We start from the raw sequence: 25,813 nt of genomic DNA on the forward strand, positions 1-25,813 counted from the left end.
CGCCATCGACGCCCGACATGACCGAGACGGTGATGGGCATCACATCGTGAACTGAGCAGAATTCAACCACTAAAATAGCTTCCCAGCAAGCAATTCGGCAGATAATGTGAATTTGTCATAACTTGAGGGAACACCAAGTATCGAATCTGGCCACTATCGATTCAATAGTTAGCGCATATTCACTTACTCCCATTGCACACGAAGACGCCAACCTCAAAGTCAGTAACGAAGGAGCACGCCATGAACGACGCTGTCATCGTCGACGCAGTTCGCACACCGATCGGAAAGCGGAACGGAGGGCTGTCCGGGGTCCACCCGGTCGACCTGTCCGCGCATGTCCTTCGCGCCCTGAGCGAACGCAACGATCTCGACCCGAGCACAGTCGACGACGTCTTGTGGGGCTGCGTCAGCCAGGTCGGTGAGCAAGCCGGCGGCGTCGGCCGATACGCCGTGCTCGCCGCGGGCTGGCCAGAATCGGTCACCGGTGTGACCGTGGACCGAGCATGCGGATCCTCGCAGCAGTCCTTGCATTTCGCCGCGGCCGGAATCATCAGTGGCCACTACGACATCGCCGTCGCCGGTGGCGTCGAAAGCATGAGCCGCGTCCCCATCGGCTCCGCACGCAGCGCCACCCAATTCGGCAAGCCGTTCGGCCCGCTGGTCCGCCAGCGATACAACGGAGTGGAGTTCAACCAGGGTGTGGGCGCAGAAATGATCGCCGCGAACTTCGGGCTGACCCGAACCCAACTGGATCAGCATGCACTCGACTCTCACGAGCGAGCCGCCGCGGCCATCGACTCGGGCGCCTTCGAGAATCAGATCAGCCCGGTCAAGACGACGTCCGAGGACGGCACCGTGTCCGTCGTCGACACCGACGAGGGCGTCCGGCGCGGGTCGACTCTCGAGCGATTGGGCGCGCTCCCGACCCCGTTCAAGGACGACGGACGTATCACCGCTGCAAACTCGTCACAGATCTCCGACGGCGCCGCTGCGCTGCTGGTCACCAGTAGCGCGTTGGCGGCACGCAGAGGGTGGAAGCCGATCGCCCGAGTCCACACCGTGGCGTTGGCAGGCGTCGACCCGATAACCATGGCTACCGGCCCCATTCCGGCCACCGCCAAGGCGCTCGAGCGTTCGGGACTGTCACTGTCCGACATCGGGGCATTCGAGATCAACGAGGCATTCGCATCGGTCACTCTGGCTTGGTTGCAATCGACCGGAGCCGACTACACCAAGCTCAATCCCCTCGGCGGAGCGATGGCACTTGGCCATCCCCTCGGCGGTTCCGGCGCACGCTTGACGACGACTCTCGTACACCACATGCGCGACAACGGTATTCGGTACGGATTGCAGGCGATGTGCGAGGCTGGCGGTCAGGCCAATGCCATGATCCTGGAACTGATCTGAATCAGGCCACGCGCCCGGACCCTTGGAGGAAGCACATGCAACTGACTCAATTCGTTCACCGATCATTGCGGCAGGCCCCGGAAACCCCGATGACGGTGTTCGGAGATCGGGTCCGAAGCTGCCGGGAATCGGTCGAGCGAATCACGAAGCTGGCGGGTGGAATGCAGGCGATGGGTTTGCAACCCGGCGATCGCGTCGCGATTCTGGCATTGAATTCGGACTGGTACCACGAGGCGCTGATCGCCTGTTGGTGGTCGGGAGCAGTGGCCAGTCCCGTCAATACTCGTTGGAGCCCAGCGGAAATCACGTACGCGCTCGAGGATTCCGGCTCGACCTTCCTACTGGTAGACGACAACTTCGCTTCCATCGCGATCGCACTTCGCGAATCGTGCCCAAGTCTGGCAACCGTGATCTACTGCGGCGAAGGACAGGTTCCCGAAGGAATGCTCGACTACGAACTGGTGATCTCGGAATCGACTCCCGTTGCCGATCTACGCGTCGGTGGCGAGACCTTGGCGCTTCTTCTCTACACCGGCGGCACGACGGGCGTGCCGAAGGGTGTGATGGTCAGCCATCAATCTCTGATCACTTCGGCTTTGGGCACGCTCGCCGCGGGAAATGTCGCCGTCAGCGGCGGAGTGAACCTCGCGGTCAACCCTCTGTTCCACATCGCGGGGATAGTCGGATGGTTGGCGCAGTCGTTGATGGGCGGGACTCAGGTCTTCCTGTCGAGATTCAGTCCGGGCGTATTTCTCGAAGCAGTCGACCGCCATCGGCCGACGACTGTCGGCCTGGTCCCGACGATGCTTCAGATGTTGATCTCGCACGAGGACAAGACTTCCTACGATCTGACCAGTGTGCGGGTCCTGAGATACGGTGCATCCCCCATTTCTCCGACGCTCCTGGGTCAAGTCATGCACATGTTCCCCAACAGTGCCTTCGCGCAGGGCTACGGGATGACGGAAACCGCCCACATCAGTGTTCTCAGCCCCGCCGACCACCTGGAAGGCGGCGAGTTGCTCCGGAGCGCCGGTCGCATTCTTCCGCACTGCGAAGTCCGGATCGTAGATCCGGCCGGAACGGAACTGCCTCCGGGAGAGATTGGCGAAATCGCCACGTTCGGCAGTCACATCATGCTCGGATACTGGAACAAACCGACCGAGACCGCCGAGGTACTACGCGACGGATGGATGCACACGGGCGATGCGGGATACCTCGACGAGCGTGGTTACCTGTTCATCGTCGATCGCATCAAGGACATGATCGTCACCGGCGGCGAGAACGTCTACTCCACCGAGGTCGAAAACGCCTTGGCTCGACACGAATCCGTGGCAGCGTGCTCTGTGATCGGACTACCCGATTCCCGGTGGGGCGAACGCGTGCATGCCGTAGTAGTTCTTCGAGCGGAATCGACCGTCGACGCCGACGCACTGCGCGCGCATGTGAAGACCCTCATCGCCGGGTACAAAGTTCCTCGCACCTTCCAGTTTGTCGACGCGTTGCCGGTCAACGGTGCCGGCAAGGTACTCAAACGCGATCTGCGTGCATCGGTCGCAGCGCCGGAGTAGCCAATCTCCGAGCCAGGCGCGGAACCGACCATCACTTGCAGGGAGTTTTCAAATTCCTTGACAACTGCACCTATCTCGGTCAAAGTGAATATGCGCTAACCGCGATTCGAAACTCATTCATCAGCTGGCGGACACTTTCGCCCAGATTCCGAGGAGTTTGTCATGACCAGCCTCGACGCCGGAGTCATCGGCACCCGAATTCCCGAACACTCGGTGGAGGTCGAGCGCGGACGGCTCGCCTTCTTCGCGCGCGCCACCGGTCAGGACGACCCGATCTACACCGACCGGAACGCCGCCGAGCAGGCCGGACACCGCGACATTCCCGTCCCGCCGACGTTCTTGTTCTGCCTCGACATGGAGCGGCCGAATCCGTCCACGTTCTACGCAGATCTCGGAATCGACATACGGACGATCCTGCACGGCGAGCAGGAGTTCACCTATCTCCAAACCGCTTATGCAGGCGACACCCTCCATTTCTCCACTGCGGTCACGGATTGCTACGCGAAAAAGGCTGGTGCACTGCAGTTCCTGGTTCGCACCACCGAGGTGACACGTGAGGGAGAAGCGATAGCAACCCTTCGCTCCACCACGGTCATCCGTGATCCCCGAGCTTGAAAACACTCATTCAACCTAGACTGCAAGGACATTGAACATGGGCACTCTCGACGGCAAGGTCGCCATCGTCTCCGGTTCCGGCCGCGGAATCGGCCGCGACATCGCACTCCGCCTTGCTTCCGAAGGCGCATCCGTAGTGGTCAACGACCTCGATCCCGAACCAGCCCACGAAACGGTCGAAGACATCAAGGCCGCCGGCGGACACGCAATCGCTTGCGTCGGATCCGTGACGGACGACGATTTCGCCGAACGATTTGTCGGCACCGCGATCGATGCGTTCGACGGACTCGACATCATCGTCAACAACGCCGGATACACCTGGGACACCGTCATCCAGAAGATGACCGACGAGCAGTGGGACACCATTCTCGACGTCCATTTGAAGGCGCCTTTCCGCATCCTTCGAGCCGCCCAGCCGTACATCAAGGCCAACCCCACCGACTACCACCGCAAGGTCGTCAACATCTCCTCGGTGGCCGGTCTCTACGGAAACCCCGGACAGTCCAACTACGCAGCTGCAAAGGCCGGAATCGTCGGACTGACAAAGACTCTCGCCAAAGAGTGGGGTCGCTACAAGGTCAACGTCAACGCGGTTGCCTACGGGTTCATCCTGACTCGCATGACCGAAGCGGTTGCCGGCGACGATTCGTTCGTCGAGATCGGTGGCCGCAAGATCAAGGCCGGTGTCAGCGCCGCTGTCATGGAACGAGTCAAGACGTCCAACCCGCTCGGTCGTCCAGGTACTCCCACAGAAGCTGCCGGCGCTGTGTACGTGCTCTGCACGCAGGACACCGACTACGTCAGCGGACAGTGCCTGACCGTCGATGCCGGCTCGCGCTAGTCTCCCTACCAGCGAAAGATGCCTATTTCCATGACGACTGACGCCAGTCCAAGCGGTCCGCTCGCGGGCCTTCGCATCGTCGAACTCGGCGGTATCGGTCCCGGCCCGTTCTGCGGAATGCTACTTGCCGATCAAGGCGCCGACGTGATCCGGATCGACCGTAGCACCGAGGCCGGAAACCAGTCCGGACATCCTGTGCTGCATCGCAACCGGCGTTCGGTAGCCCTGGACCTCAAGGATCCGCACGACGTCGACACCGTCTTGAAGATCATCGACACCGCCGACGCGGTCATCGAGGGCTTCCGGCCGGGAGTCACCGAGCGTCTGGGGCTCGGCCCGGACACCTGCCTGGCCAGGAACCCGAAGCTCGTGTACGGCCGCATGACCGGGTGGGGCCAGGATGGGCCGCTGGCGTCAGAACCCGGCCACGATCTCAACTACATCGCCCTTACCGGCGCACTCGGAGCCATGGGAGCCCCCGGGGATGTCCCTCCGGTTCCGCTCAATCTGGTCGGAGACATGGGCGGTGGCGGAATGCTGCTCGCACTCGGCATCACGACCGCCATGCTGCGAGCACGAATCGACGGCCGCGGACAAGTGGTCGACGCGGCGATGACCGACGGCACCGCCGTCCAGTTGGCCTTGATCCACGGACTACTCGCGCGTGATCGCTGGGTGGACGAGCGGGCATCCAACATGTTCGACGGGGGCGCTCCCTTCTACCGGAACTATCGTTGCGCCGACGGCGGATTCATGGCTGTGGGTTGCGTTGAGCCACAGTTCTACGCCGCAACCATGAGAGTGCTCGGCCTGACCGAGGATCCACTGTTCGCACAGCAGCACAACAGAGATGTGTGGCCGGCGATGGCTGACCGACTTGCCGAATTGTTCGCGACCCGTACCCGCGACGAATGGGACTCTGCATTCGACATGCAGGGCGCCTGCGTCTCCCCGGTGTTGAATTTCGACGAAGCAGTGGCACACCCGCACAACGCCTTCCGCGCCACGTTCGGCACGTTCGGCGACGGGCACATCCAACCGAATCCAGCTCCGCGTTACTCCGATACACCGGCCGATGACCCGCGTCCCGCACCCGTCATCGGTCAACACACCGACGAAGTGCTCGCCGAAATCGGCGTAGTCACCGCCACACGCTGAAACCGAAAAGGATCGCATCATGGGAACACTCGACGGCAAGGTTGCCATCGTCTCGGGCTCGGGCCGCGGTATCGGCCGCGAAATCGCTCTCAAGCTCGCCTCCGAAGGCGCCTCGGTAGTGGTCAACGACCTCGATCCCGAGCCCGCCTCTCAGACTGAACATGACATCAAGGCCGCAGGCGGACAGGCCGTCTCGTGCATCGGCTCCGTTGCCGAGGACGGATTTGCCGAACGCTTCGTGGACACTGCCGTCGAATCGTTCGGTGGACTCGACATCATCGTCAACAACGCGGGATACACCTGGGACAGTGTGATCCAGAAGATGACCGACGAGCAGTGGGACACCATCCTCGACGTCAATCTGAAGGCACCGTTCCGAATCCTTCGCGCCGCTCAGCCGTTCGTCAAAGCCAATCCCACCGACTACCACCGCAAGGTCGTCAACATCTCGTCCACCTCGGGTGTCTTCGGCAATGCAGGACAATCCAATTACGGCAGCGCAAAAGCCGCCGTCGTCGGTCTCACCAAAACCCTGGCCAAGGAGTGGGGCCGTTACAAGGTCAACGTCAACGCTGTCGCCTTCGGCTTCGTTGTCACCCGAATGACCGAGGTGACTGCCGATTCCGACACCAAGATCACGATCGACGGCCGCGACATCCGTGTCGGAGTCAATCCCGACCGCATGGCAGCCATGGCAACCACTATCCCCTTCGGCCGTGGAGCAACCCCGGCGGAAGCCGCGGGCGCCGTATACCTGCTCTGCACACCGGAATCCGACTACGTCAACAGCCAGTGCCTGGTTGTCGACGGCGGACGAGTCTGACACCGACCCCTCGATCATTCGGAGAAACTATGAGCCGCAGAGCATTTGTAGCCGGGGTCGGCATGATCCCGTTCACCAAACCAGGTAAGAGTGACGACTACGACGTCATGGGCGCAAGAGCGGCCACCGCGGCGTTGAAGGACGCGGGCCTCGAGTACTCGAAGGTTCAGCAGGCCTATGTCGGATATGTGTACGGCGATTCCACGAGTGGTCAGCGAGCGTTGTACAACCTCGGCGAGACCGGCATCCCGGTGATCAATGTCAACAACAACTGCGCCACCGGTTCGACTGCACTCTGGCTGGCCCGTCAGGCAGTCGAGAGTGGCGCAGTGGAATGTGCTCTGGCGCTTGGCTTCGAGCAGATGCAGCCCGGAGCCCTCAAAGGCGCCTGGACTGATCGTCCGCGTCCGCTCGGTCGCTTCGACGAGGTACTCGAGGCTGCCGCCGGGATCGACACATCAGTTCCGCGGGCTGCGCAGTACTTCGGTGTGGCGGGTATCGAATACATGGAGAAGTTCGGCATGAAGGCCGAAACGTTCGCCAAGGTTCAGGTCAAGGCACGCAAGCACTCGGCCGACAACCCGTACGCGGTGTTCCGCACACAACTGACCGAAGAAGAAGTGATGGCTGCGCCGACACTCTTCGGCCCGGTCACCCGATACCAGGCGTGCCCACCAACCTGTGGCGCCGCGGCAGCGATCATCTGCACCGAAGATTTCGCCCGCGCCAACGGACTTCGCACAGACGTCGCGATCAAGGCGCAGTCGATGACGTCCGATCTGCCCAGCACCTTCGACGAAGGAAGCATGATCAAGGCAGTCGGCTACGACGTCACCGCCTCGGCCGCTCGCAACGTCTACGAGGCCTCGGGCGTCGACCCCCGCGATATCAGTGTCGTCGAGCTTCACGACTGCTTCACGGTGAACGAGGTGCTCTGCTACGAGGCCCTCGGGCTCGTCGAAGAGGGCGGCGCCGAGCAGTTCATCCTGAGCGGCGACAACACCTACGGCGGACGAGTGGTGGTCAACCCGTCCGGCGGCCTTCTGTCCAAGGGTCACCCACTCGGTGCCACCGGCCTCGCCCAATGCACGGAGTTGGTTTGGCAGCTTCGTGGCGACGCCGGTCCACGTCAGGTGGACGGTGCAACCCTCGCTCTGCAGCACAACCTCGGCCTCGGCGGTGCCGGAGTCGTCACGCTCTACGAAAAGGTGAGCTGAGATGAATACCGGAGACTCCCTCGACCTGACCGTCCCGAAGATCACTCGCACCACACTTGCTCTGTACGCCGGGGCTTCGGGCGACCACAACCCTGTCCACATCGACATGGATGCCTGTGCGGCAGTTGGCATTCCCGACGTCTTCGCCCACGGCATGTTGTCCATGGCATACCTCGGACGACTTCTCACCGATCACTACGAGCAGGAGCGCATCCATTCCTTCTCCGTCCGGTTCTCCGCGATCACTCCGGTGAACTCGACGCCGCAGTGCACCGGCACGGTCGTCAAGGTCGAAGACGGCCTCGGTCACCTCGATCTCACCATGACGCTGCCCGACGGCACCGTGACTTTGCGCGGTTCCGCAGTCGTCGCGGTCAACTAACCCTCCACGAGAAAGCAGGACGAGATGAAGCGCAACCTCTTCACCCAAGAGCACGAGGATTTCCGTGAAACGATCCGTACGTTCATCGCGAAGGAGGTCACGCCGTTCTACGCAGACTGGGAGCGTGACAACCGTGTGCCACGTGAGTTGTTCGACAAGCTCGGCGATCTCGGTGTCATGGGTTTCGACATCCCCGAGGAGTACGGCGGAACCGGCACGATCAGCTACAAGTTCCAGGCGGTCATGGACGAGGAAACCTCGCGCGCGGCGGTGAGCTTCGGCCACTACACGGTCAGTACCGGAATCGTCCTGCCGTACCTCTTGCGTCTGGCGAACGAGGAACAGAAGCAGCGTTGGCTCCCGTCGATCGCCACCGGTGAGAAGACGCTGTGCATCGCCATGACCGAACCCGGTACCGGTTCCGATCTGGCCGGCATCCGTACCACCGCCAAGCTCTCCGCAGACGGCACGCACTACGTCCTCAACGGAGCGAAGACTTTCATCACGGGCGCGGTCAATTCCGAACTGTGCGTGGTGGTTGCACGCACGTCCGCGCCTGCAGAGGACGACCGCCGCTTCGGGCTGAGCCTGATGGTGGTTCCCACCGACGCACCCGGCTTCGAGTACGGTCGCAAACTCGAGAAACTCGGCCTACGCGCCAGTGACACCAGCGAGCTTTCATTCACCGACGTCAAGGTTCCGGTTGCCGATCTCCTCGGCGAGCAGGACAAGGGATTCTCGTACCTGGGGCAGAACCTGCCGCGTGAGCGCCTCTCGATCGGTAGTCGTGGCGTGGCATCTGCCCGTGCTGCAATCGAGTTCGCGAAGGCTTACGTCCAGGAACGCCAGGTGTTCGGCAAGCCCGTCGCAGCGTTCCAGAACACCAAGTTCGTTCTCGCAGAGTGCTCTGCCGAGGTCGAGGCCGCGCAGGCACTCGCCGATCGCGGCATCGAACTCGACGATTCAGGCGAACTCACTGCCGCCGACGCGGCGCGCATCAAGCTGTTCGGTACCGAGGTCGCCGCGCGTGTCATCGACAAGTGCCTGCAATTGCACGGCGGCTACGGCTACATGCTCGAGTACCCGATCGCACGCCTGTACGCGGACACTCGTGTGAGCCGTATCTACGGCGGTACAAGCGAAGTCATGAAGACGATCATCGCCAAGGACATGGGTCTGTAGAGACCAGAGCCAGATCTTCCCAGTCACACGAACGATCGAAGGAGTTCCCATGCGTGACGCAGTCATCGTCGACGCCGTCCGGACCGCAGTCGGTAAACGAAACGGTGCACTTTCCCGAATGCATGCAGTCTCGCTGTCTGCACATGTTCTCGAGGCCTTGGCCGATCGAGTAGATCTCGATCCGGCGCTCGTGGACGACGTGATCTGGGGCTGCGTCGGCACGCTCGGGATGCAGTCCGGTTGCATCGCCCGGTCTTCGGTCCTGGCGGCCGGTTGGCCCGAAAATGTGCCCGGGGTTACCGTCGATCGCCAGTGCGGGTCGTCTCAGCAGGCAGTTCACCAGGCGGCCGCCGGCGTGATCTCCGGCCAGTACGACGTCGCAATCGCGGGCGGCGTCGAGATGATGAGCGCTGTCCCGATGGGCTCCGCGCGTGCGGACGCACGTTTCGGTGAGCCGCACGGGCCGCTAGTCTGGGAGCGCTACAACGGTATTCGATTCAACCAGGGCATGGGCGCCCAGATGATTGCCGAAAAGTACGGCATCTCGCGAGCTGAACTGGATCAGCATGCGCTGGATTCGCACGAGCGCGCTGCCGCGGCCGTCGACGAAGGTCGCTTCAAGGATCAGATCACTGCTGTGACAGTGACCGATGCCGACGGCCGCAGCAGTGTCTTCGAGAAGGACGAGGGTGTGCGCCGCGGTGGCACCCTCGAAAAGCTTGGATCGCTCAAACCTGCTTTCTCCGAAAATGGTTCGATCACCGCCGGTAATTCGTCGCAGATCTCCGACGGTTCGGGCGCGCTGCTCGTGACCACCAGCGAGTTCGCGAAGTCCCAAGGTTGGACACCCATCGCGCGTATTCACACCGCGGTGGTCACCGGTACGGATCCGGTCACCATGCTCGAGGGTCCGATTCCGGCTACGGCGAAAGCTCTTGCAAAGTCCGGTCTCTCGATCGGTGACATCGGCGCGTTCGAGATCAACGAGGCTTTTGCCTCGGTGTCGCTCGCGTGGCTCCGTGAGACCGGCGCCGACTACGAACGCATGAACCCAAACGGTGGCGCGATGGCACTGGGTCATCCGATCGGCGGTTCCGGCGCACGTCTGATGACCACTCTGGTACATCACATGCGAGAGAACGGCATCCGCTACGGGTTGCAGTCCATGTGCGAAGGCGGCGGAATGGCCAATGCCACGATTCTCGAGCTGATCTGAGATGACAGCTACAGCGATCCAGAGCCCTGACATGAGTTCGAGTTGGCCACTCGGAGTACCCCGAAGCTTGGAATATCCCGACTGTGGTGCCGATGCGATCCTGGCGGGTGCGGCCCGCTCGTACCCGGACCGCCTCGCGCTCGTCGACGGCGACACGTCACTGACCTACTCGCAATTGCATGATCGAGCGCTGCGCGTAGCGCAGGGTCTGCGGGAGCGCGGTGTCCAGCCGGGTGACGCCGTGGGACTGCACATGCCGAACTCGATCTGGTTCATCGTCGCGTACTACGGCGCACTGTGCGCCGGAGCAGCAGTGGCTCCGATAAATCCGGCGCAGCCCGTGGCCGAATTGAAGCGCCAACTCGACGACGTCGACGCCAAGGTCGTATTCACCCATCCATCTTGTGCTGCAACGGCAATCGAGGTCAACGCACTGTCCGCTCCGCCTCGCATCCTGGTACTGGTTCCGGGAGCCGGCGCGCAGTCCGGCCATTGCGAAGGTCTCTCCTCCATCACGGACCTCGCCTCGTCGAAACCACTGGCCGATTACCGGGTGGATCCCGAACTTGTTGCTCACCTGCAATTGACCGGCGGCACAACCGGAAAGTCCAAGGCCGTACGAGTACTGCACCGGAATCTCGTGGCCAACGTGCTCCAATCCGCCTGTTGGCGCTCCGGGCATCGAACCGAACTCGTCGACGGGGCACTTCTCGTTCGGCCGATCGACGGCGCAGTGACGCGTTACTCCATCGTTCCGGGTGAGGGCGCGTCGATCTCGATCGCGCCGCTGTTCCACGGCCTCGGTCTGGTCAGTCACAACTTCACCACCTTGCTCGGTGGCACGGTGGTACTCGGGACGCGCTTCGATCCGGATCGATTTCTCGCCGACGTCGACAAATATCAGGTGACGTACATCGGCGGGTCTCCCACCATGTACTACGCGTTGCTACGCGCACGAACCCTGCGTGGGCACGATCTGGGTTCTGTTCGGATTCTCGGATCCGGAGCAGCCCCACTCGACACGACGGCGATCCGTACACTGCGAGAGGTCTTTCCGAACGCACTCGTCACCGAAGGCTACGGGCTCAGCGAAGCAACAATGGGTCTGACGATGGGTTCACCGTGCGAAGAACGCCCCACCCCGTTGGGGAGCGTCGGCCTCCCCTTCCCCGACACCGAGATTCAGATCCGCGACGAAGTCACCGAAGCTGTACTGGCGACGGGTGAGACCGGACAGATCTGGGCCCGGGGTCCGCAGATCGCCGGCGGATATCACGACGAACCAGAACTCAGCGCCGGTCAGTTCATCGACGGTTGGCTTCATACCGGGGACATGGGTTGGCGTGACGAGCAGGGCAACCTGTTCATCGGTGGGCGCTCCAAGGACTTGATCATCTACAAGGGGTACAACGTCTATCCGCAGCCGCTCGAAGAGTTGGTGTGCTCGCACCCCGACGTACTGCAGGCGGCTGTGGTCGGTGCCCCCGACCAACTGGCAGGTGAGATTCCGGTGGCCTTCGTCGTGATCAACCCGGAGTCGGTCGATCGCGTCGAGCAGATTGCCACCGAGATCGTGGATCACGTTGCCACGCAGGTTGCTCCGTACCAGAAGATACGTGAGGTTTACGTACTCGACGAGTTGCCGTCGACCCAGACCGGGAAGATCCGTAAGAACGAGCTTCGTGACAGTCTGGCGCCCTGAGCGTTCGTCCTTCCCACGACTACACCTGCGCGGTATCCGAGAGCTCTACGGATACCGCGCAGCTGTTCGCTCTCTCGTCAGCGTTCAGTGAGGTTGTCCACGGCCGAGCCGTCTCACGACCAGAGCTTCGGTAGCAGATCGGTGTTCGTCGCTGGCGCGGATCAGTTCGGCGGGATCCAGATCCCGGACGGCCTGGAGAATCCTGCCGTGGTCCTCGGAAACCTGCCGACGCGACGACGGTTCGTGGATGTACAGGGCACGGTAGAAGTCCGACATGTACCAGAGCCGATCCACTTCCTGCAGCACGCGCTGCAGGGGCGAGTAGGAGAACAGGCGAAAGTGGAACTGACGGTTGGCTTCCTGAAACTCTGGCCCCTCCTCGCTCGGTTCGGCCTGGTCCACCCGCTCCTGCATTCGTTCCAATTCGGCGACGTCGACGCTACCGAGGTCTATGGACGCCAGGATCTCCGTTTCGAGCAGACGCCGCATCAGGTAGAGCTCGGAAAGGTCTTCACTACTGAATCTGGCGACGGTGTACCCGGTGTTCGACTTGTGTTCGAGGACGCCCTCTGCCTGCAAGGTCGAAAGTGCCTCGCGGACCGGAATTCTGCTGACGTTCAATCGCTCGGCAAGCTCGCTTTGGTGGACTTTCTGTCCAGGCAGCAGCTCACCCGAGACGATCATCTGCCGGATCTGTTGCAGGCAGCGTTGTGCACCGGTTGGTTCCTTCACGGTGGACACGATAGTGGTCGCGTCGACCTCACCTCGCGTTGAACTGCGGTTGCACTCGTGCGAGGTTGGCCTCGATGCCGGCGACGCAGTCTTCGGTCCCCCACAGAACAACCTGCTCCGCCAACTCCCGCTCGAGCACAGTGGCGACCTCGTCCCGCAGCCCTGCGCGCAACGTCGCCTTCATGGAGCGGACGGCCAACGGTGCACTCGAAGCAATTTCGTGTGCGTACGCGAGCGCCTCCTGCCGAATGTTCGCATCCTCAACCAGACGGTCCACCAAGCCGAGTTCGTGTGCCTGTGTGCCGGTCAGCCGCCGCGCCGTATACAGCAGATCGGCGGCAGACTGTGCCGAGACGATTCGGGGCAAGGTGACGCTGAGCCCGAATCCCTGATGGAACCCCAACGCAGCGAAGTTCGCGTGCAACCGTGTCGACGGCCCGGCAACGCGAAAGTCCGCGGCGCAGGCAAGGCCGAGCCCACCGCCCACCGCGGATCCCTGCACTGCCGCAATCACGGGAACCGGAATCTCGAACAACCGCAACGCCTCGGTGTAGATCGCTCGTACCGTGTCGGCACGATCGGGCCCCAGTCCCCCTTCACCGAAGTTCGCGCCGGCGCAGAAGTGTTTGCCTGCCGATGCGAGAACGATCGCTCGAACATCTCCGCCGTTCACGAGATCGGCTGCCGCATCGGCGATTTGCCGCAACAGTGCCTGATCGAAATAGTTGGCGGGTGGGCGTGAGAACTCGATGGTTCCTACGTGTCCGTCGATTTCCACGTGCACGGCGTCGGTCATGATTTCAGCTCCAAGGTCGGTTGCGGGTCGGTGATCAAGCGGGGCAGGGAGGGCGTTGCCGCGATGGCCGTTCCGAGCTGCGTCGCAAGCGCGATTTCGTCGCCGAACTCCGATCGCCAGGCATGCAGTCGACGGGTGAGTTGTTGCAAGCGGTATTCGCGAGTCATCCCGATTGCACCGTGCGCCTGGTGGGCGGCGCGCACGCTCGCGAGCGCATTTTGCGAAACCACCAATTTGGTTGCACACACTTCGAAGTCGGCGTTGCGACTGGTGAGCGCATACGCAGTGCGATCCACTGCCAGCGTGGACATCGATGCCATCTGAGCGAGGGTGACGATGTGCTGCTGGACGGCTTGGAATTGCGCGATGGGCCTGCCGAACTGCACCCGCTCCGACACGTAGCGCCGGGTCAGCGTCGACACCGCCTCCATGGCTCCCGCCATCTGCGCCGAACGCAGGAAGGCGCCGAGTCTACCGAGTATCCGGGGATCGACCGGGTTGTCACCCTCGACGGTCCGCGCTTCGGAGAACGTCAGGCTCTGACGCGGTTGCCCCGCAAAGTCCGTCCCGGAACCGATCTCGGCGTCAGAGATGTTGAGGAGGACAACTCGATCACCGAGAACTGCCGCCAGCACTGACGCGGCGCTCCCCCACGGCACATCGTGAAAGGTTCCCGATACCAGGCCGTCGCTGGTCCGACGCGCATCGTCGCGCTGCGATCTCGGGGCGACGGTTGCGATTCCGGAGGGCACCGGTAGCCCGGCCGCTGCTGCCAGTCTGCCGGCAAGGTACGTCTCGGCGAGGGGCAACGGCGCAGCGTGCCTCGCGGCAGCGCGCTGCACAGTCACGGCGTCGAGGAGCGAGCCACCGGAACCACCTGCAGATTCGGGAAGACCGACCAGCGGCAACCCCAGTTCCACTGCCGCGTCCCATAAACCGGTGGGCAGACCGTCGATCTCGGCCTGCGCTACCACCTCGGTGCCGGACTTCTCGGCGAAAAATTGCTCGACCATCGCTTCGAGATCGGCGTCGAATGTGTGAGCGTTGATCTCTGACCCCGAATTCATCGGTTCAACCCTTTCACGATCACGGTGCGGAGAATTTCGTTGGTGCCGCCGCGAATCGACCACGACGGCGCCACCAGCACGGCCCGGGCGAGCAGTGATTCGTACGGATCGTCGGACGCAAGGTCTGGCGCCCGGCCGAGGTGCCGCGCGACGGTCGCAACACAGTCCTGTTCGAAGCGTGTTGCCATCTCCTTGATCAGCGCGGCCTCCGTGACCGGCGAGCGACCGGCGTCGACCATCCGCGCAATGGACAGCGACATCCCGCGAAAAGCCCAGCAGCGTGCGGCAATCGAGCCCAGATCGGCGAGGGCAGCGGGACCGCCCCGCACCGCTTGGTTGGCTGCCCAGTTCTCGAGGACCGGCATCAGTGACATCCAACGGTCGACGCCACCTCGCTCGAGTGCGAGTTCACCGGTGTTTTGTCCCCAGCCCGCTCCGACGTCTCCGAGGCGACGCGAGTCCGACACAAAAACGTCCTGGAACGACACCTCGCAGAAGTCCTCGCTTCCGTCGATGAACGGAATGGGTGAGACGGTCAGGCCCTCGCTGTCGCGATCGACGATCAGCTGAGTGAGTCCGTTGTGTTTGTCTGCCGAGGTTCGAAGCAGGGCGAGTATGTGTGTGGCGTGGAAGGCGCCGGTGGTCCAGATCTTGGTGCCGTTGACTTTCCAGCCACCATCGACACGTTCGGCGCGAGTGCGTACCGATGCCAGGTCCGAACCAGAGTCGGGCTCACTCATCCCGATCGAGAACGAGAACTCACCGCTCGCGATGCCGGGAAGGAAGTACCGCTTCTGTTCTTCCGTGCCGTTGGCGGCGATGCTCGGACCCGACTGTCTGTCTCCGATCCAGTGATAACCGACCGGCGCTCCCCGCGCGAGAAGTTCTTCCACGACGACCAATCGATCCACTGCTGACCGTCCGCCCCCGCCGTATTCCTTCGGCAGCGACATGCCGAGCCACCCACGGCTACCGAGATCTCGCGAGAACACCGGATCCACCGCCCCGGACATCCCGAGTCCGAGTGGATAGCTACCGGGGGTGAGCCGCTGGTCCAGGTACTCCCGTACTTCTGCCTGAAGATCGAGTTCCTCGATCGTCAGTTCTGTTGCGTCGAAACGCATGGACGTCTCCGATCAGTTGAATTCATCGACTAGGTTCGAGAAGAACGTATACAAAAATGTATACCATCTTGAATGTGACTGTCCGCCAACAGCACCCGGCTGATTGCGCGGCTAACTGCCCAGCAGGACGGCGGAGCCGATCTCGAACAGGCGCTCAGGCAGGTCGTCACGACGACGTAGTCGACCGATACGCACGGCGTTCTCCACGACCGTCAGAGCGGCGTTGACGGTGATTCTGGCCGTCGCGGGTTCGAGTCCCGGACGAACGTCGTCGAGCATCTTGACCCACAACGCGATGTACTCACGCTGATTCTGTTCACACGTGCGGCGGAACTTGTCCGGCAATTGGTCGAGTTCACTGATCAACAACCCGATCAGGTGACGCTCGTTGATTGCGAAATCAATATGTGCCGCAAGCAATCCGGACAACGCGTCCTCCGGCCCGGTTGCCGCGGCGAGCGCCTGCGCGACACCGATCCGTCGCCTCTCGCCGCCTCTCGAGACCGCCGCGATCAGAAGATCGATCTTGGCATCGAAGTGGTTGTACACATTGGGGCCCGTGGTTCCGGCAGCCTCACCGATATCCTCGGTGTTGACCGCCTGATACCCACGCTCGTCGAACAAACGAATGGCTTCGGTCAACAAGAGTTCACGCCTCGGCATCGCCACCGGAACGTGACCGGTCGGCGTCTCCACCTTCACCTCGGAGTGGCCGAGTTCCGTATGCACCGCCCGCTCCGCCAACTCTGCCAGCAGCAGTTCCATCTGACGTCTCGGCAGGGACACCCGATGCGAGGACACGCTGTTGAAGACGGCAATGAGAGCCCAGGCGAGCAGATAGCTGTCTTCCTCGTCGAGCTCGGGACGTTCCGTTCGGATCAGCGCAGCATCGCGTGCGGCAGCGCTCTTGAGCGTCGCGCGCATTTCCTCCCGTTGCTCGTCAGGTAGGTAGCGAGCTTCGCGTTGCCACAGGAGCGAGAGCCCTCGACGACGAGATACCGACGCCGCAAGCTCGGCGATCAGCGATTTCAGATCCTCGGACCCGGCGACTCGATCGTAGAGCGATTCGATGCCTGCGTTGACCGCGGCGTAAAGCAGATCCGGCTTGTTCTTGAAGTGCCGATAGAGGGCCGGCGCCGTGATTCCGACTGCCGCAGCCACCTGCGCAACGGACACGTTGTGATACCCGTGCTCACGAAAAAGCTCGCCTGCAGCAGCAAGAATCTGCTGCTTACGGTCGTGGGGCCGACGTACGACCATCGTGACTCTCTCCTTCGCGACAACCAAAATTCGAACAACCTCGGCTGCATCGTCAAACACACATCTATGAGTTATTATTCACTTATTGCTGGAAAACAACAGCTCATTCCGCAATTTTCTCTCAACATCTGGTTAGAGAACCTTACCTCGCCGCAGAACCGGACACCTGACTTCAGGGTACCGACCCCAAGGAGAATCGCGTGCAACGAACCGTCTACAACAGCGATCACGATACGTTCCGTCACATGATTCGGACGTTCATCGCCCGTGAGGTCGTCCCACACTTTCCAGAATGGGAGGAAGCCGGCATGGTTCCTCGATCACTGTATCGACAGTTGGGTGACCTCGGAATATTCGGAATCGAACTGCCCGAGGAGTATGGCGGCGGCGGCGAGACGAGCTTCAAGTATCAGGCCGTGATCCGCGAGGAGACCGCACGGGCAGGGGTCACGTTCGGCGCCGACGTCGTCCATACGTGCCTGGTCCTGCCTTATCTGGTGGAGTACGGCAACGACGAACAGAAAGCGCGATGGCTTCCCGGTTTCCTCTCCGGCGAACTGATGACCGCCATCGCGATGACCGAGCCTGGCGCCGGCTCCGACCTTGCCGGGATCAAAACAACGGCCCGCCTGTCCGCCGACGGCAGCCACTACGTCGTCAACGGATCCAAGACGTTCATCACCGGCGGAGTACAAGCCGACTTGATTCTCGTGGTCGCCCGCACCAGTCCGCCGAGCGAAGTGAATCGCCGCGCCGGTCTGTCGATTCTCTGCGTCGACACCACGTCGGAAGGCTTCAGCGTCGGTCGCAAGCTCGAGAAGTTGGGGTTGCGAGCGCAGGACACCGCAGAACTCTCGTTCACCGACGTCCGCGTGCCGATCGAGAACCTCCTCGGTGAGGAGGGTGCCGCTTTCGGCTACCTCACCCGAAATCTCGTCCGGGAACGGCTCGGCGCCGCCGTGGGGTCTTACGCGAATGCCAGCGCAGCAATCGAGTTCACGACCGAATACGTCAAGGAGCGCGAGGTCTTCGGCACCCCCGTGGCTCAGTTCCAGAACACGAAATTCGTCTTGGCAGAATGCTCGGCAGAAGTCGCGGCCGCGCAAGCTGCGGTCGACCGAGCACTCGATCTGGACGAGATCCGTGAGCTGACCGTCGCGGACGCCGCGAGGATCAAGCTCTTCTGCACTGAGATGGCCGGCCGCGTCATCGACAAGTGCCTGCAACTACACGGCGGATACGGCTACATGCGTGAGTACCCGATCTCTCGTCTGTATGCGGACACACGGGTCAACCGAATCTATGCGGGTTCGAGTGAAGTGATGAAGACGATTATCGCCAAGGACATTGGCATTTGACACAAGCCAAGGACATTGGCATTTGACACAAGCTGATTCGGCCCCACCTCGAATATCGAAGTGGGGCTGAACCTTTTCTGACTTTCGCCGGGTCAGGCGGGAAGGAAGATGCTCTTGGCTTCGAGGTACGCCGCCAGACCTTCAGGACCGAATTCGCGCCCAAGCCCGGAATTCTTGTAACCGCCGAAGGGACCAACGACGTCGAATCGTTGGCAGTTCACCGAGAAGGTCCCCGTCCGGATCTGCCGTGCCACCTCGACGCCGTGTGCAGTGTCCGCGGTCCAGACCGCTCCGGAGAGCCCGAGATCGGAATCGTTGGCAATCGCGACGGCATGGGCTTCGTCTTCGAACGGAATCAGGCAGACGACCGGTCCGAAGATTTCCTCACGAGCAATCCGCATGGAGTTGTCGACGTGACCGAAGACCGTGGGTTCGACGTACCAACCCGTCGAAAGCCCCTCCGGAACAGACCCTCCCGTCAAGATCTTCGCGCCTTCTGCCTCACCGATTCCGACGTAGTCGAGCACTCGTCGCTGCTGGGCCGCACTGGTCATCGGACCGATCACAGTCGCCGGATCGGTCGGATCGCCAACTTTCATCACCGCGACCGCAGCCGCAAACTTCTCCGCAATCTCGTCATACCTACTGACCGGCAACAGAATACGCGTCAACGCGACGCAAGCTTGACCACTGTTGGCAAAGGATCCCGCCAGGATGTTGGGCAGCGCCTGATCGATATCTGCGTCTTCGAGAACTATCGCAGCCGACTTGCCACCGAGTTCGAGGGTCACTCGTGTGAGATTCGCGGCTGCAGCAGCCATGATCGCCTTACCTGCTGCCACCGACCCGGTGAAGGCCACCTTGTCGATTCCGGGGTGGGACACCAAATGTGCGCTCACGTCCCGGTCGGCAGGCAAGACACTGAGCACTCCCTTCGGAAGTCCTGCCTGTGAACAGATTTCGGCCAGCAAGTTCGAATCGAGCGGCGTCTCCGGAGCCGGTTTCAAGATCACCGCACATCCGCTCAGAAGTGCCGGAGCAAGTTTCGCAGCGATCACCAACTGCGGCACGTTCCACGGAACGATTGCTGCCACGACACCCACCGGTTCGTGACGGATCAACATCGGGCCACCGACGCCCGCACGCGACTCTTCGAACGGAAACTGCGCCGCAACGGCGCACGCCGTGCCGTATGCTGCAACGGCTCCCAACACCTGCGTGCGCATCGCCGAACTGGCCGGAGCACCGTTCTGCCGCGAGATCAGCGTTGCGAATTCCTCACTCCTGGCGAGGATCGCGTCCTTGATGCGAGTGACCACCGCAATGCGGTCAGCGAGGGGCGTCTGCGCCCACACCCCGGAATCGAATGCCGCCCTCGCGATCTCCACTGCGCGGTCGACATCTGCCGTCGACGCGGCTGGGACCGAACCGATCACGCTCTCCGTATGCGGGGATATCACCTCGATGACGCCGCTACCGGACGGTGTCACCCATTCTCCGCCGATGAATAGTTCCGTGTACTCGACACATGCTTCCATGCTCGCCCACTCCTCAGGTTTAGTGTTCAGTCGATCAGTACTCAGATCACGTGAATCTTCCGTAGACCATCTGATTCAGATCATAAAGTTAATTTGCAATAACGCAACCAAGCGTCTTGCTGACCCTTGACACAGTTAAGGATTGAGCCTTACCGTAGCGGAAGACCCCCACCCGAACGAGTAAGGACGACGGACATGACGGCATTCGTGAGCGGACAGATCTACCCGGTAGCAACCGATCCACTCGCTGCTTACGGGCCACTCGTGGCCTCACGCACCGCCGAGGGATTCGACGTATTGCCGTACACGCGTTTCACACTCACTCCGACGACGCCTACCATCGGTGCGGAAATCTCGGGAATCAGCCTGAGCGGCCAACTCTCGGACGAGACGATGTCGGAACTTCGCCGAGCACTACTCGAATGGAAAGTACTCTTCTTCCGCGATCAAACCATCGACCGCAGCGAACACCGAGATTTCGCGAGCCGATGGGGCTCACTGGAGCAGCACCCGTTTTTCAAGTACACCCAACCAGGCCAGAGCGAGGCCGACATCGTCACTCTCGCCAAAGATGCGATGACCGGCGGTGTGGAGAACAACTGGCACAACGACGTCAGCTGGCACGAATTCCCCTCGTTCGCAGCGGTCTTGCGTGCAGTCGAGGTTCCGCCAGTCGGCGGCGATACCTTGTGGGCCGATACCGGAGCGGCATACGAACTACTCCCGGAGCGCATCAAAGAACGCATCGATCACCTTGTTGCCGAGCACGATTGGATCAATTCGTTCGGCAAGCACATGGATCCGTCGACAGTGGCGAAGTTGCGCCCACAGTTCCCTGCGGTTCGACATCCCGTGGTGCGGGTGATCCCCGAGACCGGAAGGAAGGTGCTCTTCGTCAATCTCAGCTTCACCCAGAGAATCGTCGGGGTGTCCGAAGCCGAGTCCAACGAGCTACTCACCCTGCTCTACCGGCACGTGCATCGCCCCGAATTCCAAGTACGACTCAAGTGGCGCAAAAATACGATTGCGTTCTGGGACAACCGAACTTGTCAGCACTACGCCGCCAGCGACTACTTTCCCGCTCGCAGAGTGATGGATCGAATCTCGATCGTCGGCGACAGGCCCGTGGGCACTCGCTGACGCGGGAGCCTCAGGAGCTGACGAACGACTCGACCATCCGTCGTTCGGCGGCCCCGTCTGCGAGAGGCCATGCCAACAACATCAACACGATCCGAACCACCCACTGCGACTCTTGACCTTCAGGATCCAATCCTGCAAGTTCCAGCGCAGTACGCGGCAGCAACGGCGAGGACACGAGATACTCGTCAATTCCGTTGGCCCGCGCCGCCGCAAGCCCGTGGCTCATGGCGGCGTCGGATCTGATCGCGTCGACGGCGACGAGGATCGACTCTACGATCCGCTCGTCGCCGCGCAGCGATGCGACGGCAGTCGCAACCTGGCTCGCCACGGATGCCGCGCCTCGTGACAACAACCCCTCGCGGATCGCGGACTTGCCACCCACGTAGCGGTAGAGCGTTGCCCTCGAACAGCCTGCGCGGGCAGCGACGTCGTCGGCATTGAACCGATCGAATCCCTGTTCTCGAATCAGCTCTGCCGCAGCCGCGAAGATGCGCTCGGTAGCGAGTTCACTGCGGTCACCGCCGGCCAACCAGTCGGCGGTACGCCGCTCGTTCGCACCGGTCACTCTCCGTCACCTCGTCTCACGTTGAGACAGATTCAATCAGAAATCTCTGCGATGGGGAAGGCAGTGAGCCTCTGACCTGGGAGAAGAACGGACGGCTCAAAGGGCGTGAGATTTTCTCAAAATGCCAGTTCAGAAGCACTTTCCACCTGTTGACTTCTCCTTCCTAGCCGTGAAATCTTCCCTTCGTGACACCATCGACGCTCGACATCAACCCCTTCCTCCCGTCGAACATCGACGACCCTTACCCGCTCTACGAGGTACTCCGGCGCGAGCACCCCGTGTACCGAATACCCGATACCGACTTCTATCTGGTGTCGACGTGGGAATTGGTCACCGAAGCCGTCTCCCGTACCGAGGACTTCTCCTCCAACCTCACGGGAGTACTGGTTCGTACACCAGGCGGTTCGGCCGTGACATTCGACATGAACGGAGGCGGGCAAGCTGTTCACGTTCTCGCCACTGCCGATGAACCCGACCATCAGCACCAGCGCAAACTTGTCTTACCGACGCTGGTCGCCAAACGTATCCGAGCACTCGAGCCGACGATGCTCGAGTACACGCAGCAGTTGTGGGACAACGGCTTCGACGGTCGACGTATCGAATGGGTCGCGTCGGTAGCGGACACGCTGCCGCTACAGATGGTTGCCACACTGATCGGCCTGCCGGCACTCGACGTCCCCCAATTGCTGACGTGGTCGTACGACAGCACCGAACTTCTCAGTGGTGTCGTGACGGCGGAGCGGTTGACAGACGTCGTCACCTCCGCTGCCGAACTCACCGGATATCTTTACGGCAAGTTTCGCGAGGCACGGACTCACCCGGTCGATGATCTACTCGGCGATCTCGTTCGTTGCTGTGACGCAGGCGAACTCAGCGAAGACGTGGCCGTGCTGATGCTGGTGCAACTCGTCGGCGCGGGTGGCGAATCGACCGCCGGGCTGATCGCCAACTCTGCACGGTTACTCGCCGAGCGCCCCGCGATACAGGCGCAACTACGCGAGGACCCTCTACTCGTGGGCGCGTTCCTGGAAGAAACGCTCAGGCTCGAGTCCCCCTTTCGCGGACATCACCGACATGTCAACGCGGACACAACACTCGGCGGCGTGCCGCTACCTGCCGGCAGTCATCTCATACTGCTGTGGGGCTCGGCGAACCGCGATCCTGAGTCATTCACCGAACCACAGGCCATGAACCTCGACAGGGTCAATCCCCGAGCGCATTTCGCCTTCGGCAAAGGAGCACATTTCTGTGTCGGGGCCGCGCTGGCTCGTCTGGAAGCAAAGACCTCGATCGCAGTCCTTCTCGAAAACAGTTCGCACGTCACAATCGATTCCGAATCCCCACCACGTTGGGTCCCGAGCATGTTCGTGCGCCGCCATCAAAGTTTGCACCTGAACGTCTCACCCTGTCGAGAGGTCACACCATGAGCCCCGAAGAACTGGTCACCGCCTTCTGCGCCGAGTGGAAGCTCGGTAGTGCCGAGACAATCGCGTCGTACTTCAGTGAAGATGCTGTCTACCACAATATTCCGATGGCGCCGATCGTCGGGCGCACCGAAATCCTGACTTTCCTGGAAGGCTTCATCTCGACCTTCGGTGGGATCGAATTCACGATTCATCACCAGTCCGCCAACGGTGCGACCGTACTCAACGAACGGACCGATCGTTTCGACCTCGGCGACAAACACGTAGTCCTGCCGGTCATGGGAATCTTCGAGATCGCGGACTCGAAAATTGTGGCCTGGCGCGACTATTTCGATCTCGCACCGATCAACAAACTGTTGGCCGTGCCCCCGGGTCCGGAGACCCGGGGGCACAGTCGAGAGGTCGAGTGATTAGCCGCTACCCGAAGTCAGGCATGTTCTGCCCGCTGTCCTTGTAGAACTTCCACGTGCCGTCCTGCGGCGACTCCATGATGCGGAAGACCTCGGTTGCCCCCACAATCCACAACTGGCCGTTGTACCAGTGCAGGGTGGAACCCGATTCGACACGGCCGCTTGCGAGTTCGTTGCCGTCGGCGTCGACGACCGCAACCTTGTTTCCACCCGCGGTCCAGCCTCCGGTGAGACCACCATTCTCGACTGTGTCAGTAAACACCGGCTTCGGGTCCTCCGTCGGAGAAGTCTCCGGCGACGTGGTTCCCGGCGTAGTCGGTGCCGGGGTTGTCGTGTTCGGTGTCGTCGTGGTGGTCGGGGCCTCGGTTGTGCTGGTCGGCTCGGTAGGCGTTGTCGGAGAGGCGGTCTCGCTCGTCGACGGAGCTTGTGAGGTGGTCGATTCCGACTCGACAGCATCCGGCTCGGTCGCAACCATCGCTTCGGCCTGCATCCTGCTCAGGGGGTTCCCCCCATTCGGCGCCGGGGTGCTCGGATCCCAGGTGGAGACGTTCTCCCAAGCCTGGTTTGGCTTGCTTGTGCTCGAACTACCCTCGCACGCGGTGCGACCACTAACCCAGTCTTTGAAAGACATGCCGGCGCCGGTTGTATATCCCGACGAGGTCATCGGGCCATTTATGGTGTAGACCCTGATGTAAAGTCCCGAGCGATCCGAGTCAGATACGCTCGACCACTGAAGTTGCGTAGCGGTGAAGGTCCTTGTGTCCTTGACGGTGTTGTTACTTCTGTTCATCAGTTCGACCTTGTAACCCGTTGCCCCGGGTACAGCGCTCCAATAAGGGTTTCCACGTTGGCTCGTGACAGAACCCGAGGTCGAGCACCCGATACTTGCGGTCAGCGGCGTCGGATAGAAGTTGCCCGTCGCCACCTGTGCGCCAGTCGAATTGACCACATCAGTTGGATTGGCCAACGTCCCAGTGGCCTGAGCCAGACCGAAAGCCATTGCAGCAGCGCCGCCGACGGCGATCAACGACCGCAGCGACTTCATGCGGGTGCTAGCCCGTCGCATTTCAATCATTATGAGCCTCCTGAAGCTCCCCGCAGGTTTCGTCAGCATCGACGCGGGCGTCATTTGTAGTGGCGGCGCGGGCATTCTCCAGACGCCGGTCTTTAGTTCGTCCAAATGCGATGACCAGCACCGCGCCTACCAATCCGCCGCCGAGGAAAGTTGCGAGCGGGCTGGAAAGCCAAGCAACGACGTAACCGAGCCCACCGACGCTGATGAACACGCGGTCTGCCTCGGTAATGGTGTAGGGCAGTCGATCAGCCACATTGTTGGCATCGCCCTTGAGCGTGGCGAGCACGGTGTCCGCGCCGGCCGGTTCGAGTTCGACCACGCGGTGGGTGATGCGCACGCCTTGGTCGTTGTCGACGCTGATCACGTCGCCGACTGAGAGTTCAGTTGCAGGCACGGTCTTCGCCAGCGCCAGCGCACCGGTGGAGATCGCCGGTTCCATCGAACCCGAGCGAAACACCAGCGGCTTGATCCCGAATATCAGGGACGCGAGAGTAGCGATGATGCAGATGAGCCCGGCGACCGCAGCCACATTCAAGGCAATTTCCTTGCCACGACTGCGTCCCACGGTCACCTCCTCATCGGTGCTGTCCATCTCGATGATCACTGCCCCGTTGCGGTGAAGTTGAAGCCGAGGTCGGCGATCTTGAACTGCTCGGTCTGACCCGCGGTGGAATCGACGGTGACCTTTACGCACACCTGCTCCGACACACCAGCTGCGAGTGACCTGCCCGAGACGAGCGTCGGGTTGCCGGAGAAGCCCTGTTGCGTGCCGATGATCGGCCCCGAACAGGTGCTGCCGTCATTGGCGCCAGTCTGATGGAGGGACACCTTGAGCTTGCCGATCAGCGCGGGCGAGCCTGTGGCAGCGGCGGATACCGCCCACTGAAAGTTGGCCGTTCCGGTGTTCTGTACCGTCAACGCCCCGGCCTCGCTCTGGCCTGGCAACATGCTGTTGCGCTTGAGTTCGGTGAACTGGTGGGCAGGCCGCTGATTGTCGACTTTCAACTGGACCGACGAGGTGCTGAACATACCTGTGGTCGCGGTAGCGCTGTCGGACCACGCCGCCATCGTGCCGACCGCTCCGAGGCCCAGGACCATGCCCAGTGAGAGCACGGCCCGGGTTCGTATCCAACCGGTCTCGCCCAGACGGCTTCGCATCCGCGCCCCGAGACGCGCGTCGCCGCCCGATTTCTGTTCTGTAGACATTCTGCTG

General features: G+C 61.8%; 26 protein-coding genes. 16 read left to right on the forward strand and 10 right to left on the reverse strand.

What is annotated here, in order from left to right; genetic code table 11:
* Positions 1 to 240: 240 nt before the first annotated feature.
* The 11 genes from ACFT1A_RS08795 to ACFT1A_RS08845 all read left to right on the forward strand — a co-directional run bounded on the left by ACFT1A_RS08795 (position 241) and on the right by ACFT1A_RS08845 (position 12,111).
* Positions 241 to 1,407, forward strand: coding sequence for a thiolase family protein (locus ACFT1A_RS08795; protein WP_378446646.1), 1,167 nt, complete (start codon positions 241 to 243; stop codon positions 1,405 to 1,407).
* 35 nt (positions 1,408 to 1,442) lie between these two features.
* Positions 1,443 to 2,975, forward strand: a complete 1,533-nt coding sequence (locus ACFT1A_RS08800; RefSeq protein WP_378446647.1) for a long-chain fatty acid--CoA ligase — start codon at positions 1,443 to 1,445, stop codon at positions 2,973 to 2,975.
* Between the two features lie 162 nt (positions 2,976 to 3,137).
* On the forward strand, positions 3,138 to 3,590 hold the full coding sequence (locus tag ACFT1A_RS08805; RefSeq protein ID WP_378446648.1) for a MaoC family dehydratase N-terminal domain-containing protein: 453 nt from the start codon (positions 3,138 to 3,140) through the stop codon (positions 3,588 to 3,590).
* A gap of 37 nt (positions 3,591 to 3,627) precedes the next feature.
* Positions 3,628 to 4,431, forward strand: a complete 804-nt coding sequence (locus tag ACFT1A_RS08810; protein WP_003939967.1) for an SDR family NAD(P)-dependent oxidoreductase — start codon at positions 3,628 to 3,630, stop codon at positions 4,429 to 4,431.
* Positions 4,432 to 4,461: 30 nt separating this feature from the next.
* Positions 4,462 to 5,589, forward strand: a complete 1,128-nt coding sequence (locus ACFT1A_RS08815; RefSeq protein ID WP_378446649.1) for a CaiB/BaiF CoA transferase family protein — start codon at positions 4,462 to 4,464, stop codon at positions 5,587 to 5,589.
* A gap of 19 nt (positions 5,590 to 5,608) precedes the next feature.
* Positions 5,609 to 6,412: an SDR family NAD(P)-dependent oxidoreductase gene (locus ACFT1A_RS08820; RefSeq protein WP_378446650.1), complete on the forward strand. Its 804-nt coding sequence runs from the start codon at positions 5,609 to 5,611 to the stop codon at positions 6,410 to 6,412.
* Between the two features lie 29 nt (positions 6,413 to 6,441).
* Positions 6,442 to 7,629 (forward strand): lipid-transfer protein, encoded by a 1,188-nt coding sequence (locus tag ACFT1A_RS08825; protein WP_378446651.1) that lies wholly within the window; start codon positions 6,442 to 6,444, stop codon positions 7,627 to 7,629.
* 1 nt (position 7,630) lies between these two features.
* Complete coding sequence (locus ACFT1A_RS08830; protein WP_378446652.1) at positions 7,631 to 8,011, forward strand: MaoC/PaaZ C-terminal domain-containing protein; 381 nt, start codon at positions 7,631 to 7,633, stop codon at positions 8,009 to 8,011.
* A 24-nt stretch (positions 8,012 to 8,035) separates the two neighbouring features.
* Entirely contained in the window at positions 8,036 to 9,193 is a 1,158-nt protein-coding gene (locus ACFT1A_RS08835; protein ID WP_378446653.1) for an acyl-CoA dehydrogenase family protein, read from the forward strand.
* A 49-nt stretch (positions 9,194 to 9,242) separates the two neighbouring features.
* A complete protein-coding gene (locus ACFT1A_RS08840; RefSeq protein WP_378446654.1) occupies positions 9,243 to 10,409 on the forward strand; it encodes a thiolase family protein in 1,167 nt (388 codons plus the stop codon).
* 31 nt (positions 10,410 to 10,440) lie between these two features.
* On the forward strand, positions 10,441 to 12,111 hold the full coding sequence (locus ACFT1A_RS08845; RefSeq protein ID WP_378446655.1) for a class I adenylate-forming enzyme family protein: 1,671 nt from the start codon (positions 10,441 to 10,443) through the stop codon (positions 12,109 to 12,111).
* Between the two features lie 84 nt (positions 12,112 to 12,195).
* Here the strand turns inward: ACFT1A_RS08845 and ACFT1A_RS08850 are convergent, their stop codons facing one another.
* The 5 genes from ACFT1A_RS08850 to ACFT1A_RS08870 form a co-directional block, all read right to left on the reverse strand.
* A complete protein-coding gene (locus ACFT1A_RS08850; RefSeq protein WP_378446656.1) occupies positions 12,196 to 12,843 on the reverse strand; it encodes a GntR family transcriptional regulator in 648 nt (215 codons plus the stop codon).
* 28 nt (positions 12,844 to 12,871) lie between these two features.
* A complete protein-coding gene (locus tag ACFT1A_RS08855) occupies positions 12,872 to 13,639 on the reverse strand; it encodes an enoyl-CoA hydratase/isomerase family protein (protein ID WP_378446657.1) in 768 nt (255 codons plus the stop codon).
* Positions 13,636 to 14,706 carry an acyl-CoA dehydrogenase family protein gene (locus tag ACFT1A_RS08860; RefSeq protein WP_378446658.1) on the reverse strand — a complete coding sequence of 357 codons (1,071 nt, stop codon included), beginning with the start codon at positions 14,704 to 14,706 and terminating at the stop codon, positions 13,636 to 13,638. Before ACFT1A_RS08860 ends, ACFT1A_RS08855 begins: the two co-directional genes overlap by 4 nt.
* Entirely contained in the window at positions 14,703 to 15,830 is a 1,128-nt protein-coding gene (locus tag ACFT1A_RS08865; RefSeq protein ID WP_378446659.1) for an acyl-CoA dehydrogenase family protein, read from the reverse strand. The genes ACFT1A_RS08860 and ACFT1A_RS08865 overlap by 4 nt, the downstream gene beginning before the upstream one ends.
* Positions 15,831 to 15,941: 111 nt before the next feature.
* A complete protein-coding gene (locus tag ACFT1A_RS08870; RefSeq protein ID WP_378446660.1) occupies positions 15,942 to 17,090 on the reverse strand; it encodes a TetR/AcrR family transcriptional regulator in 1,149 nt (382 codons plus the stop codon).
* 200 nt (positions 17,091 to 17,290) lie between these two features.
* Here ACFT1A_RS08870 and ACFT1A_RS08875 point away from each other — a divergent pair, with 200 nt between their 5' ends.
* A complete protein-coding gene (locus ACFT1A_RS08875; RefSeq protein WP_378446661.1) occupies positions 17,291 to 18,448 on the forward strand; it encodes an acyl-CoA dehydrogenase family protein in 1,158 nt (385 codons plus the stop codon).
* 92 nt (positions 18,449 to 18,540) lie between these two features.
* Here the strand turns inward: ACFT1A_RS08875 and ACFT1A_RS08880 are convergent, their stop codons facing one another.
* Entirely contained in the window at positions 18,541 to 19,986 is a 1,446-nt protein-coding gene (locus ACFT1A_RS08880) for an aldehyde dehydrogenase (RefSeq protein ID WP_378446662.1), read from the reverse strand.
* Positions 19,987 to 20,181: 195 nt separating this feature from the next.
* Here ACFT1A_RS08880 and ACFT1A_RS08885 point away from each other — a divergent pair, with 195 nt between their 5' ends.
* A complete protein-coding gene (locus ACFT1A_RS08885) occupies positions 20,182 to 21,126 on the forward strand; it encodes a TauD/TfdA dioxygenase family protein (RefSeq protein WP_378446663.1) in 945 nt (314 codons plus the stop codon).
* Between the two features lie 10 nt (positions 21,127 to 21,136).
* Here the strand turns inward: ACFT1A_RS08885 and ACFT1A_RS08890 are convergent, their stop codons facing one another.
* Positions 21,137 to 21,691, reverse strand: coding sequence for a TetR/AcrR family transcriptional regulator (locus ACFT1A_RS08890; protein WP_378446664.1), 555 nt, complete (start codon positions 21,689 to 21,691; stop codon positions 21,137 to 21,139).
* A 185-nt stretch (positions 21,692 to 21,876) separates the two neighbouring features.
* Between ACFT1A_RS08890 and ACFT1A_RS08895 the strand changes: the two genes are divergently transcribed.
* Complete coding sequence (locus tag ACFT1A_RS08895) at positions 21,877 to 23,118, forward strand: cytochrome P450 (protein ID WP_378446665.1); 1,242 nt, start codon at positions 21,877 to 21,879, stop codon at positions 23,116 to 23,118.
* Positions 23,115 to 23,525: a limonene-1,2-epoxide hydrolase family protein gene (locus ACFT1A_RS08900; RefSeq protein ID WP_378446666.1), complete on the forward strand. Its 411-nt coding sequence runs from the start codon at positions 23,115 to 23,117 to the stop codon at positions 23,523 to 23,525. Before ACFT1A_RS08895 ends, ACFT1A_RS08900 begins: the two co-directional genes overlap by 4 nt.
* Before the next feature lie 7 nt (positions 23,526 to 23,532).
* Here the strand turns inward: ACFT1A_RS08900 and ACFT1A_RS08905 are convergent, their stop codons facing one another.
* Entirely contained in the window at positions 23,533 to 23,787 is a 255-nt protein-coding gene (locus ACFT1A_RS08905) for a hypothetical protein (RefSeq protein WP_378446667.1), read from the reverse strand.
* Between ACFT1A_RS08905 and ACFT1A_RS08910 the strand changes: the two genes are divergently transcribed.
* Positions 23,774 to 24,208, forward strand: coding sequence for a hypothetical protein (locus ACFT1A_RS08910; protein ID WP_378446668.1), 435 nt, complete (start codon positions 23,774 to 23,776; stop codon positions 24,206 to 24,208). The genes ACFT1A_RS08905 and ACFT1A_RS08910 overlap by 14 nt on opposite strands.
* A gap of 384 nt (positions 24,209 to 24,592) precedes the next feature.
* Here ACFT1A_RS08910 and ACFT1A_RS08915 read toward each other — a convergent pair whose 3' ends face one another.
* Together ACFT1A_RS08915 and ACFT1A_RS08920 are read right to left on the reverse strand one after the other, a co-directional pair.
* On the reverse strand, positions 24,593 to 25,204 hold the full coding sequence (locus ACFT1A_RS08915; RefSeq protein ID WP_378446669.1) for a signal peptidase I: 612 nt from the start codon (positions 25,202 to 25,204) through the stop codon (positions 24,593 to 24,595).
* Positions 25,201 to 25,806, reverse strand: coding sequence for a SipW-dependent-type signal peptide-containing protein (locus ACFT1A_RS08920; RefSeq protein ID WP_378446670.1), 606 nt, complete (start codon positions 25,804 to 25,806; stop codon positions 25,201 to 25,203). The genes ACFT1A_RS08915 and ACFT1A_RS08920 overlap by 4 nt, the downstream gene beginning before the upstream one ends.
* Positions 25,807 to 25,813: the final 7 nt, after the last annotated feature.

This window comes from Rhodococcus sp. NPDC057135 (assembly GCF_042670865.1).
Classification (GTDB): domain Bacteria; phylum Actinomycetota; class Actinomycetes; order Mycobacteriales; family Mycobacteriaceae; genus Rhodococcus_F.